The sequence below is a fragment of the Crossiella sp. CA198 genome (assembly GCF_052078295.1).
Lineage (GTDB): Bacteria > Actinomycetota > Actinomycetes > Mycobacteriales > Pseudonocardiaceae > Crossiella.
Map to the genome: position 1 here is coordinate 172517 of NZ_JBQJIM010000010.1, position 14822 is coordinate 187338.

A 14822-nucleotide genomic window follows, 5' to 3' on the forward strand; every position below is an offset into this window, starting at 1 on the left:
CGGTCGTGGCGGGGTGTGTGAGCCGGGCGGCGGTGGGTAACCGGGCGGCATGGTCAGCATCGGTTACTTCCTGTCCTGCGAGGAGCACGGCCCCCGGGAGCTGGTGCGTCAGGCCCGGCTGGCCGAACAGGCCGGGTTCGAGCGGCTGTGGATCTCCGACCATTTCCACCCGTGGAACGACGAGCAGGGGCAGAGCCCGTTCGTCTGGTCGGTGATCGGGGCGCTCTCGGAGGCCACCCGGCTGCCGATCACCACCGCGGTGACCTGCCCGACCGTGCGCACCCACCCGGCGGTGATCGCCCAGGCCGCGGCCACCGCCGCGGTGCAGTGCGAGGGCCGGTTCACCCTGGGCGTGGGCAGCGGTGAGGCGCTCAACGAGCACATCCTCGGCGATCCCTGGCCCGCCGCTGACGTGCGGCTGCGCATGCTGGAGGAGGCGGTGGAGGTCATCCGCGCCCTGCACACCGGCAAGCAGATCGACCACGAGGGCGAGTTCTACACCGTGCAGAACGCCCGCATCTACACCCTGCCCGAGGACCCGGTGCCCATCTACTTCTCCGCCTTCGGCCCCAAGGCGGCCAGGCTGGCCGGGCGGATCGCGGACGGATTCATGAGCACCAAACCCGACGCGGAGACGATCGAGGTCTTCCGCGAGCACGGCGGGGCCGGGAAACCGACCCAGGGCGGGTTCAAGGTGTGCTGGGCGGAGACCGAGGAGAAGGCGGTGCAGACGGTGCACCGGTTGTGGCCCAACGAGTCCCTGCCCGGTGAATTGGCCCAGGTGCTGCCTGCCCCTCGGCACTTCGAGCAGGCGGCCAGCCTGGTCACCCCGGAGATGAGCAGGCAGGCGGTGCCCTGCGGACCCGACGCGGAGGAACACCTGAGCACCCTGCGGTCCTATGTGGACGCCGGATTCGACGAGGTCTACGTGCAGCAGATCGGTCCCGGCCAGGAGGAGTTCTTCCGCAACTGGGCCGAGCACGTGCTGCCGGCGGCCCGCGGCACCGCGACCACACTGGCCTGAGAGGAGCGAAAGTCATGACGGCACACGAGTACAGCCCCGAGGACCAGCGTAGTGACACCACCGCGGAGAACCTCGACGAGGACCGCATCGGCGTGGACCCACTGGAAGAAGGCGTGGAACCGCCGGAGGATTGGGCCGAGGCGGACCGGTTCGGCACCACCGCCCGCGAGATGGCCGACGGCGAACCCCTGGCCGACCGGCTGGCCGAGGAGGTTCCGGACCAGGCCCCGGAAGTGCCAGGGCGGCCGCTGGCCGACACGCCGGATGAGGAACTCGACGAGACCATCGACACCGCGCCCCCGGCCGGTGATCCCGATCTCGGCGAACCCGACCCGGATGCGCAGCGGCAGGTGGAATCCGGTGCGCCGGAACAGCTCGCGCTGCGGATCGAGCAGCGATGAGCGCGGAACTGCCGCCGTTACCCCAGGAAGACCCGCCGGAGGAGCCGCCCACCGCCGACCCGGAGGCCTTGCTGCGCACCCTGGTCAAAGTGGTGACCACGTTGCGCGCCAAGGACATCCCCTTCGCCGTCACCGGCGGCGCCGCGGTCTACGCCAGGGGCGGGGCGGCCTCCGATCACGATATCGACCTGCTGGTCACCGCCGAGGACGCCCGCCGCGCGGTGCAGGCCCTGATGGACAACGGGATGCGCGGCACGCAGCCGCCGGAGGACTGGCTGCTCAAGGCCTACGACGGGGACCGGCTGATCGACCTGATCTTCCGGCCCAACGACCGGCCGGTCACCAGGGAACAGCTCGCCGCCGCCGAGGACCTGCGGGTCGGCTCGGTCACCGCGCCGGTGGCCAGGGCCACCGACCTGGTGATCGACAAGCTGCTGGTGCTCGGGCCGCATCGCTGCGACTTCACCGAGTTGCTGCCGATGGCCCGCGCGCTGCGCGAACAGGTCGACTGGGAACGGGTCGCCACCGACACCACCGGCTCGCCGTACGCCGAGGCATTCCTGTTGCTGGCCAAGCGACTGCGGATCGCCCCGGCACTCGGCGCGCTCGGCCATCGAGGAGGACAGGGTGAACGAAGCCAGAACACCGCAGTATGAGGTCAGCCGGTTGCGCCGCGCGCTGGTGGAGGACCCTCGCACCGCCGAGCAGGGGGTCAAGGTCACCATGCGCGGCCAGCACGTGTTCCTCGCGGGTGAGGTGGCCAGCGAGGAACGGCGGGACAAGCTCGACGAGGTGATCGGCGAGCTGGCGCCGGAACTGGTGGTGCACAACGAAACCCAGGTGGTCCGGGCCGAGGCGCCGACCGGACGGGAGGAGCTACGGTGATCCGGATAGCCGCGGTCGGCGACATCCACCTGGGGCCGGATGCCGCCGGGCGCCTGCGCCCCGCCCTGGAACAGCTCGGCGACTGCGCCGATGTGCTGTTGCTGGCGGGGGATCTGACCAAACACGGCAGCCTGGACGAGGCGCTGGTGGTGGCCGAGGAGTTCGCGGACCTGCCGGTGCCGGTGCTGGCGGTGCTGGGCAACCACGACCACCACGCCGATGTGCCCGAACAGGTCACCGAAGTGCTCACCGGTAGCGGGATCACCGTGCTGGAGGGCGATGCGGTGACGTTGAAGGTCGGGAACTGCACGCTGGGCGTGGCCGGGGTCAAGGGCTTCGGCGGCGGCTTCGCCGGCAAGTGCGGAAGCTCCTTCGGGGAGCGGGAGATGAAGGCCTTCATCAACCACACCACCGAGGTCGCCGACCGGCTCGCCGTCGCGCTCAACGGCCTGACCTGCGATATCAAGGTCGCGTTGACCCATTACTCGCCGGTGAACGACACCCTCAAGGGCGAGCCGCCGGAGATCTACCCGTTCCTGGGTTCCTACCTGCTGGCCGAGGCCATCGACGGCGCGAACACCGACCTGGCCGTGCACGGGCACGCCCACTTCGGCACCGAGCACGGCAGCACGCCGGGCGGGGTGCGGGTGCGCAACGTGGCCCAGCCGGTGATCAAGGCCGCCTACCAGGTCTACTGCCTGGAACCGGCCGCGGTGGCGGCCACCCCGGCGTGACCCGCAGCCCCGACGCCGTGTTGGCCGTTGTCGTACGCCGATTTGGCCGAACTGGTACGCCCATTCCGGCCAACTCACCGTCCACATCGGCCAACTCACCGTCCATAACGGCCAACGCGGCGGTGGGGGTCAGGACGCCGCCTCCAGTCGCTGGTCGTCGCGCCAGGCGTCGGCCAGGTCCTGGATCGGCAGGTCGAGTGCCTCGCTGAGGCGGACGATCGCGCCGAAGGCAGGACTCGGGAGCCGGCCGGTCTCGATCTTGCGCAAGGTCTCCGGCGACATGGCGGCCAGGTGCGCCACCTCGGTGAGATCCCGGTCGGCCCGCGCCGCCCGCAGCAAGCGCCCCAGGCGCCTGCCTGCCTCGATCTGTTCGGGCGTGAGCGGATTGCGAACCACGACACCAGGGTACCGGTGGTATTTTAATACCGCAACTGCTACGTTGGTATTATTATACCGACGGCGGGATGGTTTGCATGATCGAGTTGAAGTCGTCCGCGGAGATCGAGCGGATGCGCACCACCGGGCGGTTCGTCGCCCAGATCCTCACCGAGGTCGGCGAACTGGCCCAGGTCGGCGTGAACCTGCTGGAGCTGGAACAGCACGTCCGCGGCCGGATCCGGGACCGCGGGGCACAGTCCTGTTACTGGGACTACGCCCCGTCCTTCGGCAACGGCCCCTTCCGCAACGTCATCTGCCTCTCGGTCAACGACGCGGTGCTGCACGGACTGCCGCACGACTACGCGCTGCGCGACGGCGACGTCCTCACCATGGATTTCGCGGTCGGCATCGACGGCTGGGTCGCCGACTCCGCCCGCACCGTCATCGTGGGCACCCCGGCCGCCGAGGACCTGCGACTCGTCCACGCCACCGAGGAAGCCCTCGAAGCCGGCATCGCGGCCGCGCGGCCAGGCAACCGGATGGGCGATGTCTCCGCGGCCATCGAGGCCGTCGCCACCGGCCACGGCTACCCGGTCAACACCGAGTTCGGCGGCCACGGACTGGGCCGGACCATGCACGAGGACCCGCATGTCTCCAACAAGGGCAGGGCAGGGCGCGGCCTCAAACTGCGCGCGGGCATGACCCTGGCCCTGGAGCCCTGGTTCGCCCGCACCACCGACCAGATCGTGCTGGACCCCGACGGCTGGACCATCCGCTCGGCCGACGGCTCGCGCACCGCCCACTCCGAACACACCATCGCGATCACCGAAGCCGGCCCGCAGGTGCTCACCGAGCGCCTCGGCTGAGCCGCCCGGAGCCGTACCCCGCCGGTGTGTTGGCCGTTGTCGTACCCAGTCTTGGCCGATCTGGTACCACTTGGGCCAACTGGTACGCCCACTTCAGCCAACTCGGCGTACCAGTTGGGCCAACTCGCCGTCCATAACGGCCAACACACCGTACGACAACGGCCAACACGGGGTGGGTTAGAGGATTGAGAGGGCGTCGCGGCAGAGCTGGAGTTCCTCGCGGGGCTTGACCACCAGCACCGGCACCCCTTCGGCGTGCACCGGTCCGTCGTCCTCGCGGTTGCCGCCCAGGGCCGGGCGGATGCCGAGCTGGCCCAGCCGGGCGGTGATCGCCTCGCGCAGCTCCGGCTGGTCCCAGCCGATCTCGCCGGTGAACACCAGCGCGTCCACCCGGTACAGACTGGTCGCCGCGGCCGCCAGCTCCCTGGCCACCCGGTGTGCGAAGACCCGCAACGCCAGGTCCGAGGGCGGGTGGCCCTCCCGCGCGGCCGTGACCAGTTCGCGGGTGTCGGCCGAGCGGCCCTCGGACAGGCCGAGCAACCCGGAGTGCCGGTACAGCCCGTCGGTGACCTCCTGGCGGCTGAGCCCGCCGTCGCCGAGCAGGTGCAGCAGCAGTCCTGGGTCGATCGAACCGGCGCGCTTGGCCATCGGCACACCTTCCAGGGGGGTGAAACCCATCGAGGTGTCCACGCTGCGGCCCTCGCGGTAGGCGCACACCGAGGCGCCACCGCCGAGGTGGGCCAGCAGCAGGCTCAGTTCGCTCCCGGCGACGCCGGTCATCGCGGCCACCCTGCGCACCGCGTGCGCGTAGGACAGGCCGTGGAATCCGTAGCGCCGCAACCCGAACCGCTGCCGCCACGCCACCGGCAGCGGATACGTCGCGGCCACTTCGGAGAGTCCACTGTGGAACGCGGTGTCCGGGCACAGCACGTGCGGTGTCCCGGAGAGCTGCCCGCGCAGTTGGTCCAGCAACGCCAGGGATTTGGGCACGTGCAGCGGGGCCAGCGCGGCGACCCGGTGCACCGCGCGCACCACCTCGTCGGTGACCACGGTCGGCGTGCGGACCTGGTCGCCGCCGTGTACCAGGCGGTGCGCCACCGCGGTCAGTTCCCGGTCGCCGACCCGGAACAGCAGCTTGCGCAACTCCTCGACGGCCTCGGCGGAATCCGGTGGCCGCTCGACGTGCATCTGGTCCAGGATCCGTTCGGTGTCCCCGGAAATCAGGTGCGCCTGCAGGCTGGAGGAGCCGGGGTTGACGGTCAGCACGGTGCTCATGCCCGCCACCTCCAGTCGGTGATCTCCGGGGCGTCCGCACCCTCGCGGTAGGCGTGCGCGCGCAACTCATCGCGTTCCCGCAGCAGCCGCTGGGCCAGTCCGCCGCCCGCCGAGGCCCAGCCGCCCGCCCGGCGCAGCGCGTCGGCGGCCAGGTCGTGGCGGCTCATCCGGTTGCGCACCAGCAGGTCGAACGGGGTGGTCGTGGAGCCTTCCTCCAGGTAGCCGTGCACGTGGAAGCGGTCCGGGTCCGGGCGGCCGTGCAGCACCTCGTGCACCGCGGAGGGATAGCCGTGGAAGGCGAAGATCACCGGCAGGTCCCGGCCGAAGCAGGCGTGGAAGGCGCGTTCGTCCATGCCGTGCGGATGCCGGTCCGGGGCGGCCAGGCTGAGCAGGTCGACCACGTTGACCACCCTGACCAGGAGGTTGGGCGCGTGCCTGCGCAGCAGATCGGCCGCGGCCAGGGTTTCCACCGTGGGCACCCCGCCCGCGCAGGCCAGCACCACCTCCGGGGCGCTGCGGCGCGCTTCGGTGCCCGCCCACTCCCACACTCCCGCACCGGCCTGGCAGTGCGCGCGGGCGGCCGCGTCGTCCAGCCACTGCGCCGCCGGGTGTTTGCCCGCGACGATCAGGTTGATCCGCCCGGTGCCGGAGAGGCAGCGGCGCAGGGTGTGCAGCAGGGTGTTGGCATCCGGCGGCAGGTAGATCCGGGCGACCGAGGACTTCTTGGTGAGCAGGTTGTTGATGAACCCGGGGCCCTGGTGGCTGTAGCCGTTGTGCTCCTGCCGCCAGCCCTCGCTGGTGAGCAGGTAGTTCAGACTGGCCACCGGCGCCCGCCAGGGCACCTCGGCGGCCATCTTGAGGAACTTGGCGTACTGGTTCACCATACTGTCCACAATGGAGGCGAAGGCCTCGTAGCAGGGGAACAGCGCGTGCCGCCCGGTGAGCAGGTAGCCCTGCGCCCAGCCCTGGCACAGGTGTTCCGACAGCACCTCCATGACCCGGCCGTGCGGGCCGAGCGCTTCGGCGTGACTGCCGGGCGGCCAGGTGAAAACCCGGTCGGTGGCCGCCAGGATCGGGTCGAGTTTGTTGGAGACCAGCTCATCCGGACAGACCACCCGGAAGTCGCGGCGGTCCTCGGTGACCCGCATCAGCTCGGCCAGCCACCTCCCGGCGGTCTCGGTCGGACTCGCTTGCCCCGCACCGGGTTCGCTGACCTCGACGGCGAACTTCTCCGGTGCGGGCAGCGGCAGGTCGCGGCGGACTTCCCCGCCGTTGGCCCGTGGCGCCCGGCCGAGCCGGAGCGTGGCCGGTGGCAGCAGATCGAGCAGATCCGGTTGCGGCGCACCGGTGGCGTCGAAGAGTTCGGCGGGCCGGTAGGAGCGCAGCCAGCGTTCCAGCAGGTCCAGATTGTCGGCCTCGATCGGGACCTGGTGGGCGTGGAAGGTGCCTTCCAGGGGTTCGCCGTCGGCGTCGAAGGCGGGCAGGCCCCAGCCTTTGGGACTGCGCAACAGGATCATCGGCCAGCGCGCTCGCTCCGGCCGCCGGTCCCGGATGGCGGCGATCTCGGTGTGCGCGCGGTCCAGGGTGGCGGCCAGCAGCGCGTCCGGATCCTCCGTCCGGTCGACATCGAGCAGCTGCGGGGTCCAGCCCGCGCCGTGGAAGTAGGCGGTCAGCTCCTCATCGGCCATCGAGGCGTAGACGGTGGGCGAGGAGATCTTGGCGCCGTTGAGGTGCAGGATCGGCAGCACCGCGCCGTCGTGCGCCGGGTCGAGGAACTTGCCGCCGTGCCAGGAGCCCGCGGTCGGCCCGGTCTCGGCCTCGCCGTCGCCGATGAGACAGGCCACCAGGGAGTCCGGATCGTCCAGGGCCGCCCCGAACGCGGTGGCCAGGGCGTAGCCGAGTTCGCCGCCCTCGTGGATCACCCCCGGCACCTCGGGGGAGAGGTGACTGGGGAACCCGCCCGGCCAGGAGAACCGGCGGATCAGCTCGGTCAGCCCGGTCTCGTCCAGGGAGAGCGCCGGGTCGAACTCGGCGTGCGTGCCCTCCAGCCACAGGTTGGCGTGCACCGCGGGCGCGCCGTGCCCGGGACCGACCACGAACAACGTGCGCTGCCCCGTCGACTTCGCCAGCGCGTTGAGTCCACTGTAGACAAAGGTGATACCTGGACAGGTGCCCCAGTGGCCGAGCAGCCGGGGTTTGAGGTGTTCCGGGCGCAGCGGTTCGCGTAGCAGCACGTTGTCCCGCAGGTAGATCATGGCCGCGGCCAGGTAGTCCGCGGCGCGGCGGTAGCGGCGGGTGGCATCGGTGTCGATCACAGGAACCGGTTTCCCGATTTCTTCGCCGCCACACGTTTCCGGCCGGGCACGGCGGGTAGCCGGAGAGTGCGTGACCGACACGAAAGGAGTTGTCAGGACAGTGAGCGTTATCGAGGAACGCGTGGAAGTTCATGCGCCGGTACGCGCCGTCTACGACCAGTGGACCCAGTTCGAGACGTTCCCGGAGTTCATGAAGGGCGTCGAACGGGTCGATCAGGTGTCGAACACGCTGACCCACTGGAAGACCAGTATCGCCGGGGTGGAGCGTGAGTTCGACGCCGAGATCCTGCACCAGGTCCCCGACGAGCGGATCTCCTGGACGGTGCTGTCCGGGCCCAAGCACCGCGGCACCGTCTCCTTCACCTCGCAGGGCACTGAGACCAAGGTGTCGCTGCGGATCGAGTTCGAGCCGGAAGGTGCCACCGAGAAGGTCGGTGACACGCTCGGTTTCGTGCAGACCCGGGTCCGTGGTGATCTGAGCCGGTTCAAGGAGTTCATCGAGCACCGCGGTCAGGAGACCGGCGGCTGGCGTGGTGAGGTCCGGCCGGGCGCGGACCCGACTACCAGGTAGCCTGCGCGCGGCCGGGAAGCAGGGCCCGGCCGCCGCATCGGAAAACGATTGGGCCGCCCCCAAGCCACCACCGGGGGCGGCCCAATCGTGTCCGCGGACGAGTTGGCCCAACTCGTACGCCCGGTTGGGCAAATTACGCGTACGAATTGGGCCAACTCGGCGGGGAGTGGGTCAGCTCGGCGTGGGGTGGCCGAGGCGGTGGTGGCGGATGCCCGCGGCGGCCAGGGCCTTGGCCGGCAGGTGGTCGCGGGTGTCCACCAGCAGCGGGGTGCGCATCCGGGCGGCCAGGCCGGGCCAGTCCAGTTCGGTGAACTCCGGCCATTCGGTCAGCAGCACCACCGCGTCGGCGTCCTCGGCGACGAGTTCCGCCAGGGACACCAGCCCCACCGGCCCGATCCGTTCTTGCCCGGCGGGCACGCCAGGGTCGAAGCCGCGCAGGTGCGCGCCTGCCGTGGCCAGGGCCTGGGCCACCGCCAGCGCGGGGGAGTCCCGCAGATCGTCGGTGCCCGCCTTGAAGGTCAGTCCGAGCAGTCCGATCCGCGCCCCGCGCAACGGCCGTGCCAGCACCTGGGCCACCAGCCCGGTGATCCGCCCGGCCTGACGCTCGTTGGTCTGGATCGCCGCGGCCAGCAACGGGAACTCCACCTCGGCCTCGGTGGCGGTGTGCAGCAGCGCCCTGGTATCCTTGGGCAGGCAGGAGCCGCCCCAGCCCGGTCCGGCGGCCAGGAAGGCCGGGCCGATGCGCTCGTCCTGGCCCAGGCCCTCGGTGACCGCGGTGAGATCCGCGCCGGTGCGCTCGCACAACTCGGCCAGGGTGTTGACGTAGGACAGTTTCATCGCCAGGAAGCTGTTGCTGGCGTACTTGACCAGTTCGGCGCTGGCCGGATCGGTGATCAGCGTCGGCGCGCCGGTGTCGCGGTAGAGGTCGAGCACCCGGCGCGCGGTGTCCTCCTCGCTCGCGCCGACCACCACCCGTTGCGGGTGCAGGAAATCGGTCACCGCGTGGCCCTCGCGCAGGAACTCCGGGTTGCTGGCCACCGCGACCCCGGCCCGGTCCAGCCGGGCGCGCAGGTCCCGGGTGCTGCCCAGCGGCACGGTGGATTTGACCACCACCACGCACCCCTCGCGCAAGGCGGGGCCGATCTGGCTGAGCACGGCGTGCACCGCGCCGAGGTCGGCGGCCCCGTCGGCGGCCGAGGGGGTGGGCAGGCACAGGAAGACGAACTCGGCGTCCTGGACCGCGGCCAGGTTGTCGGCGCCGAAGTCCAGGGTGCCCTCGGCCAGTCCGGCGGCCACCAGTTCGGCCAGGCCGGGTTCCCGCAGGCCGACCACGCCGTGCCGTAGATCGTCCACAGTGGACTGATCGAGGTCGGCGCAGTGCACCCGGTGACCGAGCCGGGACAGGCAGGCCGCGGTGGTGAGGCCGACGTAGCCCGCGCCGATGACGGCTATCCGGTGTGCGCCCATGCGCGAGATCCCTTCCGGGGCAGCAGCCGCCGGGCCGCGTCGAGCACCTCGTCCACCGAGATGCGCAGCAGGCCGGGAGCCGGGGTGTGGTCGAAGGGGTCGCTGCTGACCCCGGCCCACAGCGCCAGGTGTTCGGGCCGCTGTGGCGGCGGGCCCCAGCGGGCGGGGGAGACCGGGCCGAACAGCACCACCGACGGGGTGCGGTAGGCGGTGGCCAGGTGCGCCACGCCGGTGTCCCCGCACACCAGCAGCCGGGCGGTGGCCACCAGCGGGGCCAGTTCCATCAGGCCGGTGTACCCGGCGAGCACCCGTTCGGGGGGCAGTCCGGCCAGTTCGGCGATCCGCTGGGCCCGCGGCCGCTCCGGCAGACTGCCGGTGAGCACCACATGGCCGGGCAGCCGCCGGGCCAGTTCGGCGAACCGCTCGGCAGGCCAGTGCCTGCTGGCGTGGCTGGCGCCGATGTGCAGCACCACCGCGCCGCGCACCGGGGACGGGCACCAGGGTCTGGGCAGGCGCAGGTCGGTCGGATCGGCCGGGATGCCGTGTTCGGTGAGCAGCCGGCACCAGCGGTGCACCTCGTGCTCTTCCTCCCGCCAGTGCGCGGGGTCGAAGGCGATCAGCCGGACCGGGTCTAGGTCGCGCAGCAGTGCGGTGCTCTGCGGGCCGGGGCCGTGCAGGTTGACCGCGAGATCGGGTGGCCGGGCCTGCCAGCGCAGTGCTTCGGTCAGGCCGTCGGTGGTGAGCAGCCGGTCCACCGCGCCGATATCGCCGAGGAGTCCGGCCAGCCATTCCGGTGCGGCCAGGGTGATCCGGGCATCGAAGTGCGTGCGGCGCAGGGCCCGCAGCGCGGGCACCGCGGTGAGCAGATCGCCCAGGCCCAGCGCGCGCAGCACCAGCACCTCCGGGGCGCTCATCGCCGCACCCGCCAGTGCCGCAGTTCCCCGCGCAGCCGGTGCAGGCAGGCCATCGGCGGGATGGCGGCGCTGGTCACCACCATCCGGGTGATCTCGGCCGGGGTGCGCGGGCCGGGCTGGATCCGGCGTGCCGCGAACTCCGCGGTCAGCCCGGCCCACACCAGCCCGGCCAGGATCGCGGCGCGCGGCCTGCCCGCGATCACACATCCGGCCGCACCCATTGCCGCGGCGGTTGTCAGCGTGTGCAGGCGCAAGCGGCCGGGTCGCCCGCCAATGCGTTCCCGCCAGCCGGTGCCGAGCAGTCTGCGCAGCAACGCGTCGTCGGCGTTGCCGCGCTGGGCCCGCACACTGGCCAGGAATCCCTGTTCCCGCACCGGATGGATGGTCCGCCGCCCGCCCTCGGCCAGTTCCAGTCCGTGGTCGAGCACCCGCATGGCCAGTTCGGCGTCCTCGCGGTAGGCGCGCGGGAACCGTTCGTCGAAGCCGCCGAGTGCGGCCAGCGCGCTGCGCCGGTAGGCCATGTCCGCGGTGATCCACTCCGCCTTGGCCAGTCCGGCGGTGCCCAGTTCGGCGTCGGTCGGCGCGCGATCGGCGGGCAGCGGCACGGTGATCCGGGCTTTGCTGGCGGCGACCTTGCCGTCCAGCCGGGCCAGGTCGCCCGCCAGTCGTTCCGGCCAGTCCGGGCTGAGCACGACGTCGTCGTCGAGGAAGGCGATCCACTCGTGTTCGGTGGCCCGCCAGCCCACGTTGCGGGCCGCGGCGGGGCCGCGCCCGCCGGAGGTGAGCACCCGCACCGGGATCGGCGTCGGACCCAGTGGTTGCGGGTCGGGGCGGTCGTCGACCACGATCACCTCGGCCGGGTGCGGGCCGCGGGCGTTGGCCAGGGAGTTGAGCAGCCGCCACAGGCTGTCCCGGCCCACCGTCGGCACCACCACCGCGTAGTCCACTGTGGACATTCCTAGGTCAGCTCCCTCCGGTGTACCGCGAACGGGCCGATGGCCAGCAGATCCACCGGCGCGGAACCAAAGCACTCCAGCGCGTCCCTGGGGTCGTCGACCATCGGCCTGCCCGCGGTGTTGAGACTGGTGTTGACCACCACCGGCAACCCGGTGCGCGCGGCGAAGGCGGTCAGCATCCGGCCCAGCAACGGATCCTGGTCCGCGTCCACGGTCTGCACCCTGGCGGTGCCGTCCACGTGCACCACCGCCGGGATACGGTCCCGCCAGTCCGGGCGGACGTCGTGCACGAACAGCATGTGCGGACTGGGAATGGGGCCGCGCTCGAAGAGTTCGGCCGCCCGGTCGGCCAGCACCATCGGGGCCACCGGGCGGAACTGCTCGCGGCCCTTGACCTCGTTGAGCCGGGCCAGGTTGTCCGCCCGTCCGGGATGGGCCAGCAGGGAGCGGCGGCCCAGCGCCCGCGGCCCGTATTCGCCGCGGCCCTGGAACCAGGCCACGATCTGATCCTCGGCGAGCGCGGCGGCGACGGTCTCGGCGATGTCGGCGGGTTCGGTGTAGGTCAGCCGCGCGGTCTCCAGGCACTGACGGAGCTGGTCGCCGGTCCATTCCCGGCCCAGATCGGCGCCGGGCATCGGCGCGGCCGGGGTGTCCTCGGTGGCGGTGACGTGCAGGGCGGCGCCCAGCGCGGTGCCGGCGTCCCCGGCGGCCGGTTGCACCCAGACCTGCTCGAAGGGTCCTTCGGCGTGGATGCGGGTGTTGGCCACGCAGTTGAGCGCGACGCCTCCGGCCATGGTCAGCCGCCGGTGCCCGGTCGCGGCGTGCAGCCAGCGGGCGAGTTCCAGCAGCACCTCCTCCACCCGCAGTTGCACGCTGGCGGCCAGGTCGGCGTGCTCGGGCCCCAGCTCGCCGCTCTCGCGGGGTTTGGCCAACCCGCCCCAGTCGATGGGCTCCAGGTGGAAGCCGCCGTCGCCGGTGACCCGCAGCAGTTCGCGGAAGAGGCCGGCGTGCACGGGTGAGCCGTAGGAGGCCAGCGCCATCACCTTGTACTCGTCGCTGGCGCGCAGGAACCCCAGATGTTCGGTCAGCGACTCATACATCAGGCCGAGGGAGTGCGGCAGTCGCTGGGAGGCCAGGATCTCCAGCCGGCCGTCGCGGTAGCTGCCGCCCAGGTGCGAGGCGCGTTCGCCGCGGCCGTCGGCCACCAGCACCGCCGAATCGCCGCCGAAGGGCGCGGCCAGCCCGGCCGAGGCGGCGTGCGCGACGTGATGCGGCACGAACCGGACGATGCCGGGGTCCAGGCCGGGCAAGGCGGTGGCCAGGAACTGGGGGGCGCGCCGCGCGTAGGTGGTGCGCAGTTCCTCCCAGTGCTCGTCCAGTCCGGGCTGGCCCGGTTCGACCAGGTCGGGATCGTAGGAGTAGGCCACCGCGTCCAGGTCGGCCGGACTCAGCCCGGCCCGTCGCAGGCACCAGCGGGCGGCCTGCTCTGGCAGTTCCCAGGCGGAGAAGGGCACCGGCCGTTTGCCGTGCTTGCGGCGGCTGAACCGCTCCTCCTCCGCCGCGGCCACCACCTGGCCGTCCACCACCAGGGCGGCGGCGGGATCGTGGAAGATGGCGTTGACACCCAGGACGCGCATGGCGACCGGCTACCCGGCGGCCCGGTGGGCAAACGAGGTCGCGGCGAAGTGGTCCACGGTGCGCCGCAACCCTTCGGTCAGGGATACCTGCGGCGCCCAGCCCAGTTCCCGCCTGGCCAGGGCGATGTCCGGGCAGCGGCGGCGCGGATCGTCGGTCATCGCCTCGCCGTGGCGAACCGGCGCGGTGCCGCCGGTGAGCCTTCGGATCCGTTCCGCGATCTGGGTGACGCTGAGTTCATCCGGGCCGCCGATGTTGACCGGGCCGGGAAAGTCGTTGCGCGCCAACGCGATCAGGCCCCGCACGGTGTCGCTGACGTAGCACAGCGACCGGGTCTGGGCGCCGTCGCCGAAGACGGTGATCGGCTCCCCGGCCAGGCCCTGCCGGATGAAGGCGGGGATCATCCGGCCGTCGTCGGGGCGCATCCGCGGGCCGTAGCTGTTGAAGATGCGGGCGATCGAACCACGCACCCCGTACTGGGCCTGGTAGGCGATGGTCAGCGCCTCGCTGAAACGTTTGGACTCGTCGTAGACGCTGCGCGGGCCGACCGGATTGACATTGCCCCAGTAGTCCTCGGTCTGCGGGTGTCGCAGCGGATCGCCGTAGACCTCGCTGGTGGAGGCCAGCAGGAACCGGGCCCGGTGCAGTCTGGCCAGCTCCAGCGCGTGCAGGGTGCCCAGCGAGCCGGTGCGCATGGTCGTCACCGGTTCCCGCAGGTAGGCCGCGGGGGAGGCCGGGCAGGCCAGGTGCAGCACCACGTCCACCGGGCCGGGCACCCGCAGCGGCTCGGTGACATCGGCGTGCTCGAAGTGGAACCGCGGATGCCCGGCCACGGTGTCCAGATTGGACAGCCTGCCGGTGGCCAGGTTGTCCACGCACACCACCGAGGCCCCGGAGAACACCAGCTCCTCGCACACGTGGGAACCGAGGAAGCCCGCGCCCCCGGTGACCACGACCCGTTCGAACCGCATCGCGCGCCCCTTTCACTGCTCCGCTCTGCCCCGGCGGCTACCCGGGGCCCTACCCGGGAAACGTCGGTGTGCGCGGGAGCCTGCCGGGTAGTCCCACGGGGAAGACCACACCATCAGCGGAGGAGGATCCGTGTCCACCACCGAAACCGGCAGCGTGACCGGAACGCGGGACAAGGACTACAACATCATCTGGTTCACCGAGGCGTGCCTGTCCAATGTGCTCCGGCTGGAGACCTACATCGAGGACGCCGAACGCGCGGGCGACACCGAACTGGCCGAGTTCTTCCGCAAGGCACAGGGCGAGAGCCGCAAGGGCGCCGAGCAGGCCAAGGCCATGCTCACCCAGCGCCTGGCCCGCTGAGCACCGGATCGCGGTCCGGGCGCCCCAGGGTGCCCGGACCGCGTCCTGCCGAGGCCCGCCCTGGCCGCC

At 71.7% G+C, this 14822-nt stretch carries 16 protein-coding genes; 8 read left to right on the top strand and 8 right to left on the bottom strand.

Features of this window, described 5'->3' with window-relative positions; all coding sequences use genetic code 11:
- Positions 1-49 precede the first annotated feature (49 nt).
- From ACTOWY_RS18470 to ACTOWY_RS18490, 5 genes are read left to right on the top strand one after another with little or no spacing between them, the layout of a single operon-like run.
- Complete coding sequence (locus ACTOWY_RS18470) at positions 50-1024, top strand: TIGR03557 family F420-dependent LLM class oxidoreductase (protein ID WP_441310876.1); 975 nt, start codon at positions 50-52, stop codon at positions 1022-1024.
- A 14-nt stretch (positions 1025-1038) separates the two neighbouring features.
- A complete protein-coding gene (locus ACTOWY_RS18475; RefSeq protein WP_441310877.1) occupies positions 1039-1425 on the top strand; it encodes a hypothetical protein in 387 nt (128 codons plus the stop codon).
- Positions 1422-2081: a nucleotidyltransferase family protein gene (locus ACTOWY_RS18480; RefSeq protein ID WP_441310878.1), complete on the top strand. Its 660-nt coding sequence runs from the start codon at positions 1422-1424 to the stop codon at positions 2079-2081. Before ACTOWY_RS18475 ends, ACTOWY_RS18480 begins: the two co-directional genes overlap by 4 nt.
- Complete coding sequence (locus ACTOWY_RS18485; protein ID WP_441310879.1) at positions 2053-2310, top strand: BON domain-containing protein; 258 nt, start codon at positions 2053-2055, stop codon at positions 2308-2310. Before ACTOWY_RS18480 ends, ACTOWY_RS18485 begins: the two co-directional genes overlap by 29 nt.
- Positions 2307-3044: a metallophosphoesterase family protein gene (locus ACTOWY_RS18490; protein ID WP_441310880.1), complete on the top strand. Its 738-nt coding sequence runs from the start codon at positions 2307-2309 to the stop codon at positions 3042-3044. Before ACTOWY_RS18485 ends, ACTOWY_RS18490 begins: the two co-directional genes overlap by 4 nt.
- Positions 3045-3173: 129 nt before the next feature.
- On the opposite strand, the gene ACTOWY_RS18495 is transcribed toward ACTOWY_RS18490, so the two are convergent.
- On the bottom strand, positions 3174-3440 hold the full coding sequence (locus ACTOWY_RS18495; protein WP_441310881.1) for a helix-turn-helix transcriptional regulator: 267 nt from the start codon (positions 3438-3440) through the stop codon (positions 3174-3176).
- A gap of 77 nt (positions 3441-3517) precedes the next feature.
- Here ACTOWY_RS18495 and map point away from each other — a divergent pair, with 77 nt between their 5' ends.
- A complete protein-coding gene (gene map, locus ACTOWY_RS18500) occupies positions 3518-4288 on the top strand; it encodes a type I methionyl aminopeptidase (RefSeq protein ID WP_441310882.1) in 771 nt (256 codons plus the stop codon).
- Between the two features lie 177 nt (positions 4289-4465).
- Here map and ACTOWY_RS18505 read toward each other — a convergent pair whose 3' ends face one another.
- Both ACTOWY_RS18505 and ACTOWY_RS18510 read right to left on the bottom strand, forming a co-directional pair.
- Entirely contained in the window at positions 4466-5563 is a 1098-nt protein-coding gene (locus tag ACTOWY_RS18505; protein ID WP_441310883.1) for an acetate/propionate family kinase, read from the bottom strand.
- Positions 5560-7878 (bottom strand): phosphoketolase family protein, encoded by a 2319-nt coding sequence (locus tag ACTOWY_RS18510; protein WP_441310884.1) that lies wholly within the window; start codon positions 7876-7878, stop codon positions 5560-5562. The genes ACTOWY_RS18505 and ACTOWY_RS18510 overlap by 4 nt, the downstream gene beginning before the upstream one ends.
- 100 nt (positions 7879-7978) lie before the next feature.
- Here ACTOWY_RS18510 and ACTOWY_RS18515 point away from each other — a divergent pair, with 100 nt between their 5' ends.
- Positions 7979-8449 (top strand): SRPBCC family protein, encoded by a 471-nt coding sequence (locus ACTOWY_RS18515; RefSeq protein ID WP_441310885.1) that lies wholly within the window; start codon positions 7979-7981, stop codon positions 8447-8449.
- 171 nt (positions 8450-8620) lie between these two features.
- Here ACTOWY_RS18515 and ACTOWY_RS18520 read toward each other — a convergent pair whose 3' ends face one another.
- From ACTOWY_RS18520 to ACTOWY_RS18540, 5 genes are read right to left on the bottom strand one after another with little or no spacing between them, the layout of a single operon-like run.
- Positions 8621-9916, bottom strand: coding sequence for a UDP-glucose dehydrogenase family protein (locus ACTOWY_RS18520; protein ID WP_441310886.1), 1296 nt, complete (start codon positions 9914-9916; stop codon positions 8621-8623).
- A complete protein-coding gene (locus ACTOWY_RS18525) occupies positions 9898-10830 on the bottom strand; it encodes a glycosyltransferase family 9 protein (RefSeq protein WP_441310887.1) in 933 nt (310 codons plus the stop codon). The genes ACTOWY_RS18520 and ACTOWY_RS18525 overlap by 19 nt, the downstream gene beginning before the upstream one ends.
- Positions 10827-11786 carry a glycosyltransferase family 2 protein gene (locus ACTOWY_RS18530; RefSeq protein WP_441310888.1) on the bottom strand — a complete coding sequence of 320 codons (960 nt, stop codon included), beginning with the start codon at positions 11784-11786 and terminating at the stop codon, positions 10827-10829. The genes ACTOWY_RS18525 and ACTOWY_RS18530 overlap by 4 nt, the downstream gene beginning before the upstream one ends.
- A 2-nt stretch (positions 11787-11788) precedes the next feature.
- Complete coding sequence (locus tag ACTOWY_RS18535) at positions 11789-13423, bottom strand: carbamoyltransferase family protein (RefSeq protein WP_441310889.1); 1635 nt, start codon at positions 13421-13423, stop codon at positions 11789-11791.
- Positions 13424-13432: 9 nt separating this feature from the next.
- Entirely contained in the window at positions 13433-14392 is a 960-nt protein-coding gene (locus ACTOWY_RS18540) for a UDP-glucuronic acid decarboxylase family protein (protein WP_441310890.1), read from the bottom strand.
- A gap of 130 nt (positions 14393-14522) precedes the next feature.
- On the opposite strand from ACTOWY_RS18540, the gene ACTOWY_RS18545 reads away from it, so the two are divergent.
- Positions 14523-14753, top strand: coding sequence for a hypothetical protein (locus ACTOWY_RS18545; RefSeq protein WP_441310891.1), 231 nt, complete (start codon positions 14523-14525; stop codon positions 14751-14753).
- Positions 14754-14822: the final 69 nt, after the last annotated feature.

Excerpts from the sequence above, each read along its gene's own strand:
- ACTOWY_RS18470 (WP_441310876.1), top strand. The coding sequence starts at position 50 with ATGGTCAGCATCGGTTACTTCCTGTCCTGCGAGGAGCACGGCCCCCGG.
- ACTOWY_RS18475 (WP_441310877.1), top strand. The coding sequence starts at position 1,039 with ATGACGGCACACGAGTACAGCCCCGAGGACCAGCGTAGTGACACCACC.
- ACTOWY_RS18480 (WP_441310878.1), top strand. The coding sequence starts at position 1,422 with ATGAGCGCGGAACTGCCGCCGTTACCCCAGGAAGACCCGCCGGAGGAG.
- map (WP_441310882.1), top strand. The coding sequence starts at position 3,518 with ATGATCGAGTTGAAGTCGTCCGCGGAGATCGAGCGGATGCGCACCACC.
- ACTOWY_RS18505 (WP_441310883.1), bottom strand. The coding sequence starts at position 5,563 with ATGAGCACCGTGCTGACCGTCAACCCCGGCTCCTCCAGCCTGCAGGCG.
- ACTOWY_RS18520 (WP_441310886.1), bottom strand. The coding sequence starts at position 9,916 with ATGGGCGCACACCGGATAGCCGTCATCGGCGCGGGCTACGTCGGCCTC.
- ACTOWY_RS18525 (WP_441310887.1), bottom strand. The coding sequence starts at position 10,830 with ATGAGCGCCCCGGAGGTGCTGGTGCTGCGCGCGCTGGGCCTGGGCGAT.
- ACTOWY_RS18530 (WP_441310888.1), bottom strand. The coding sequence starts at position 11,786 with ATGTCCACAGTGGACTACGCGGTGGTGGTGCCGACGGTGGGCCGGGAC.
- ACTOWY_RS18535 (WP_441310889.1), bottom strand. The coding sequence starts at position 13,423 with ATGCGCGTCCTGGGTGTCAACGCCATCTTCCACGATCCCGCCGCCGCC.
- ACTOWY_RS18540 (WP_441310890.1), bottom strand. The coding sequence starts at position 14,392 with ATGCGGTTCGAACGGGTCGTGGTCACCGGGGGCGCGGGCTTCCTCGGT.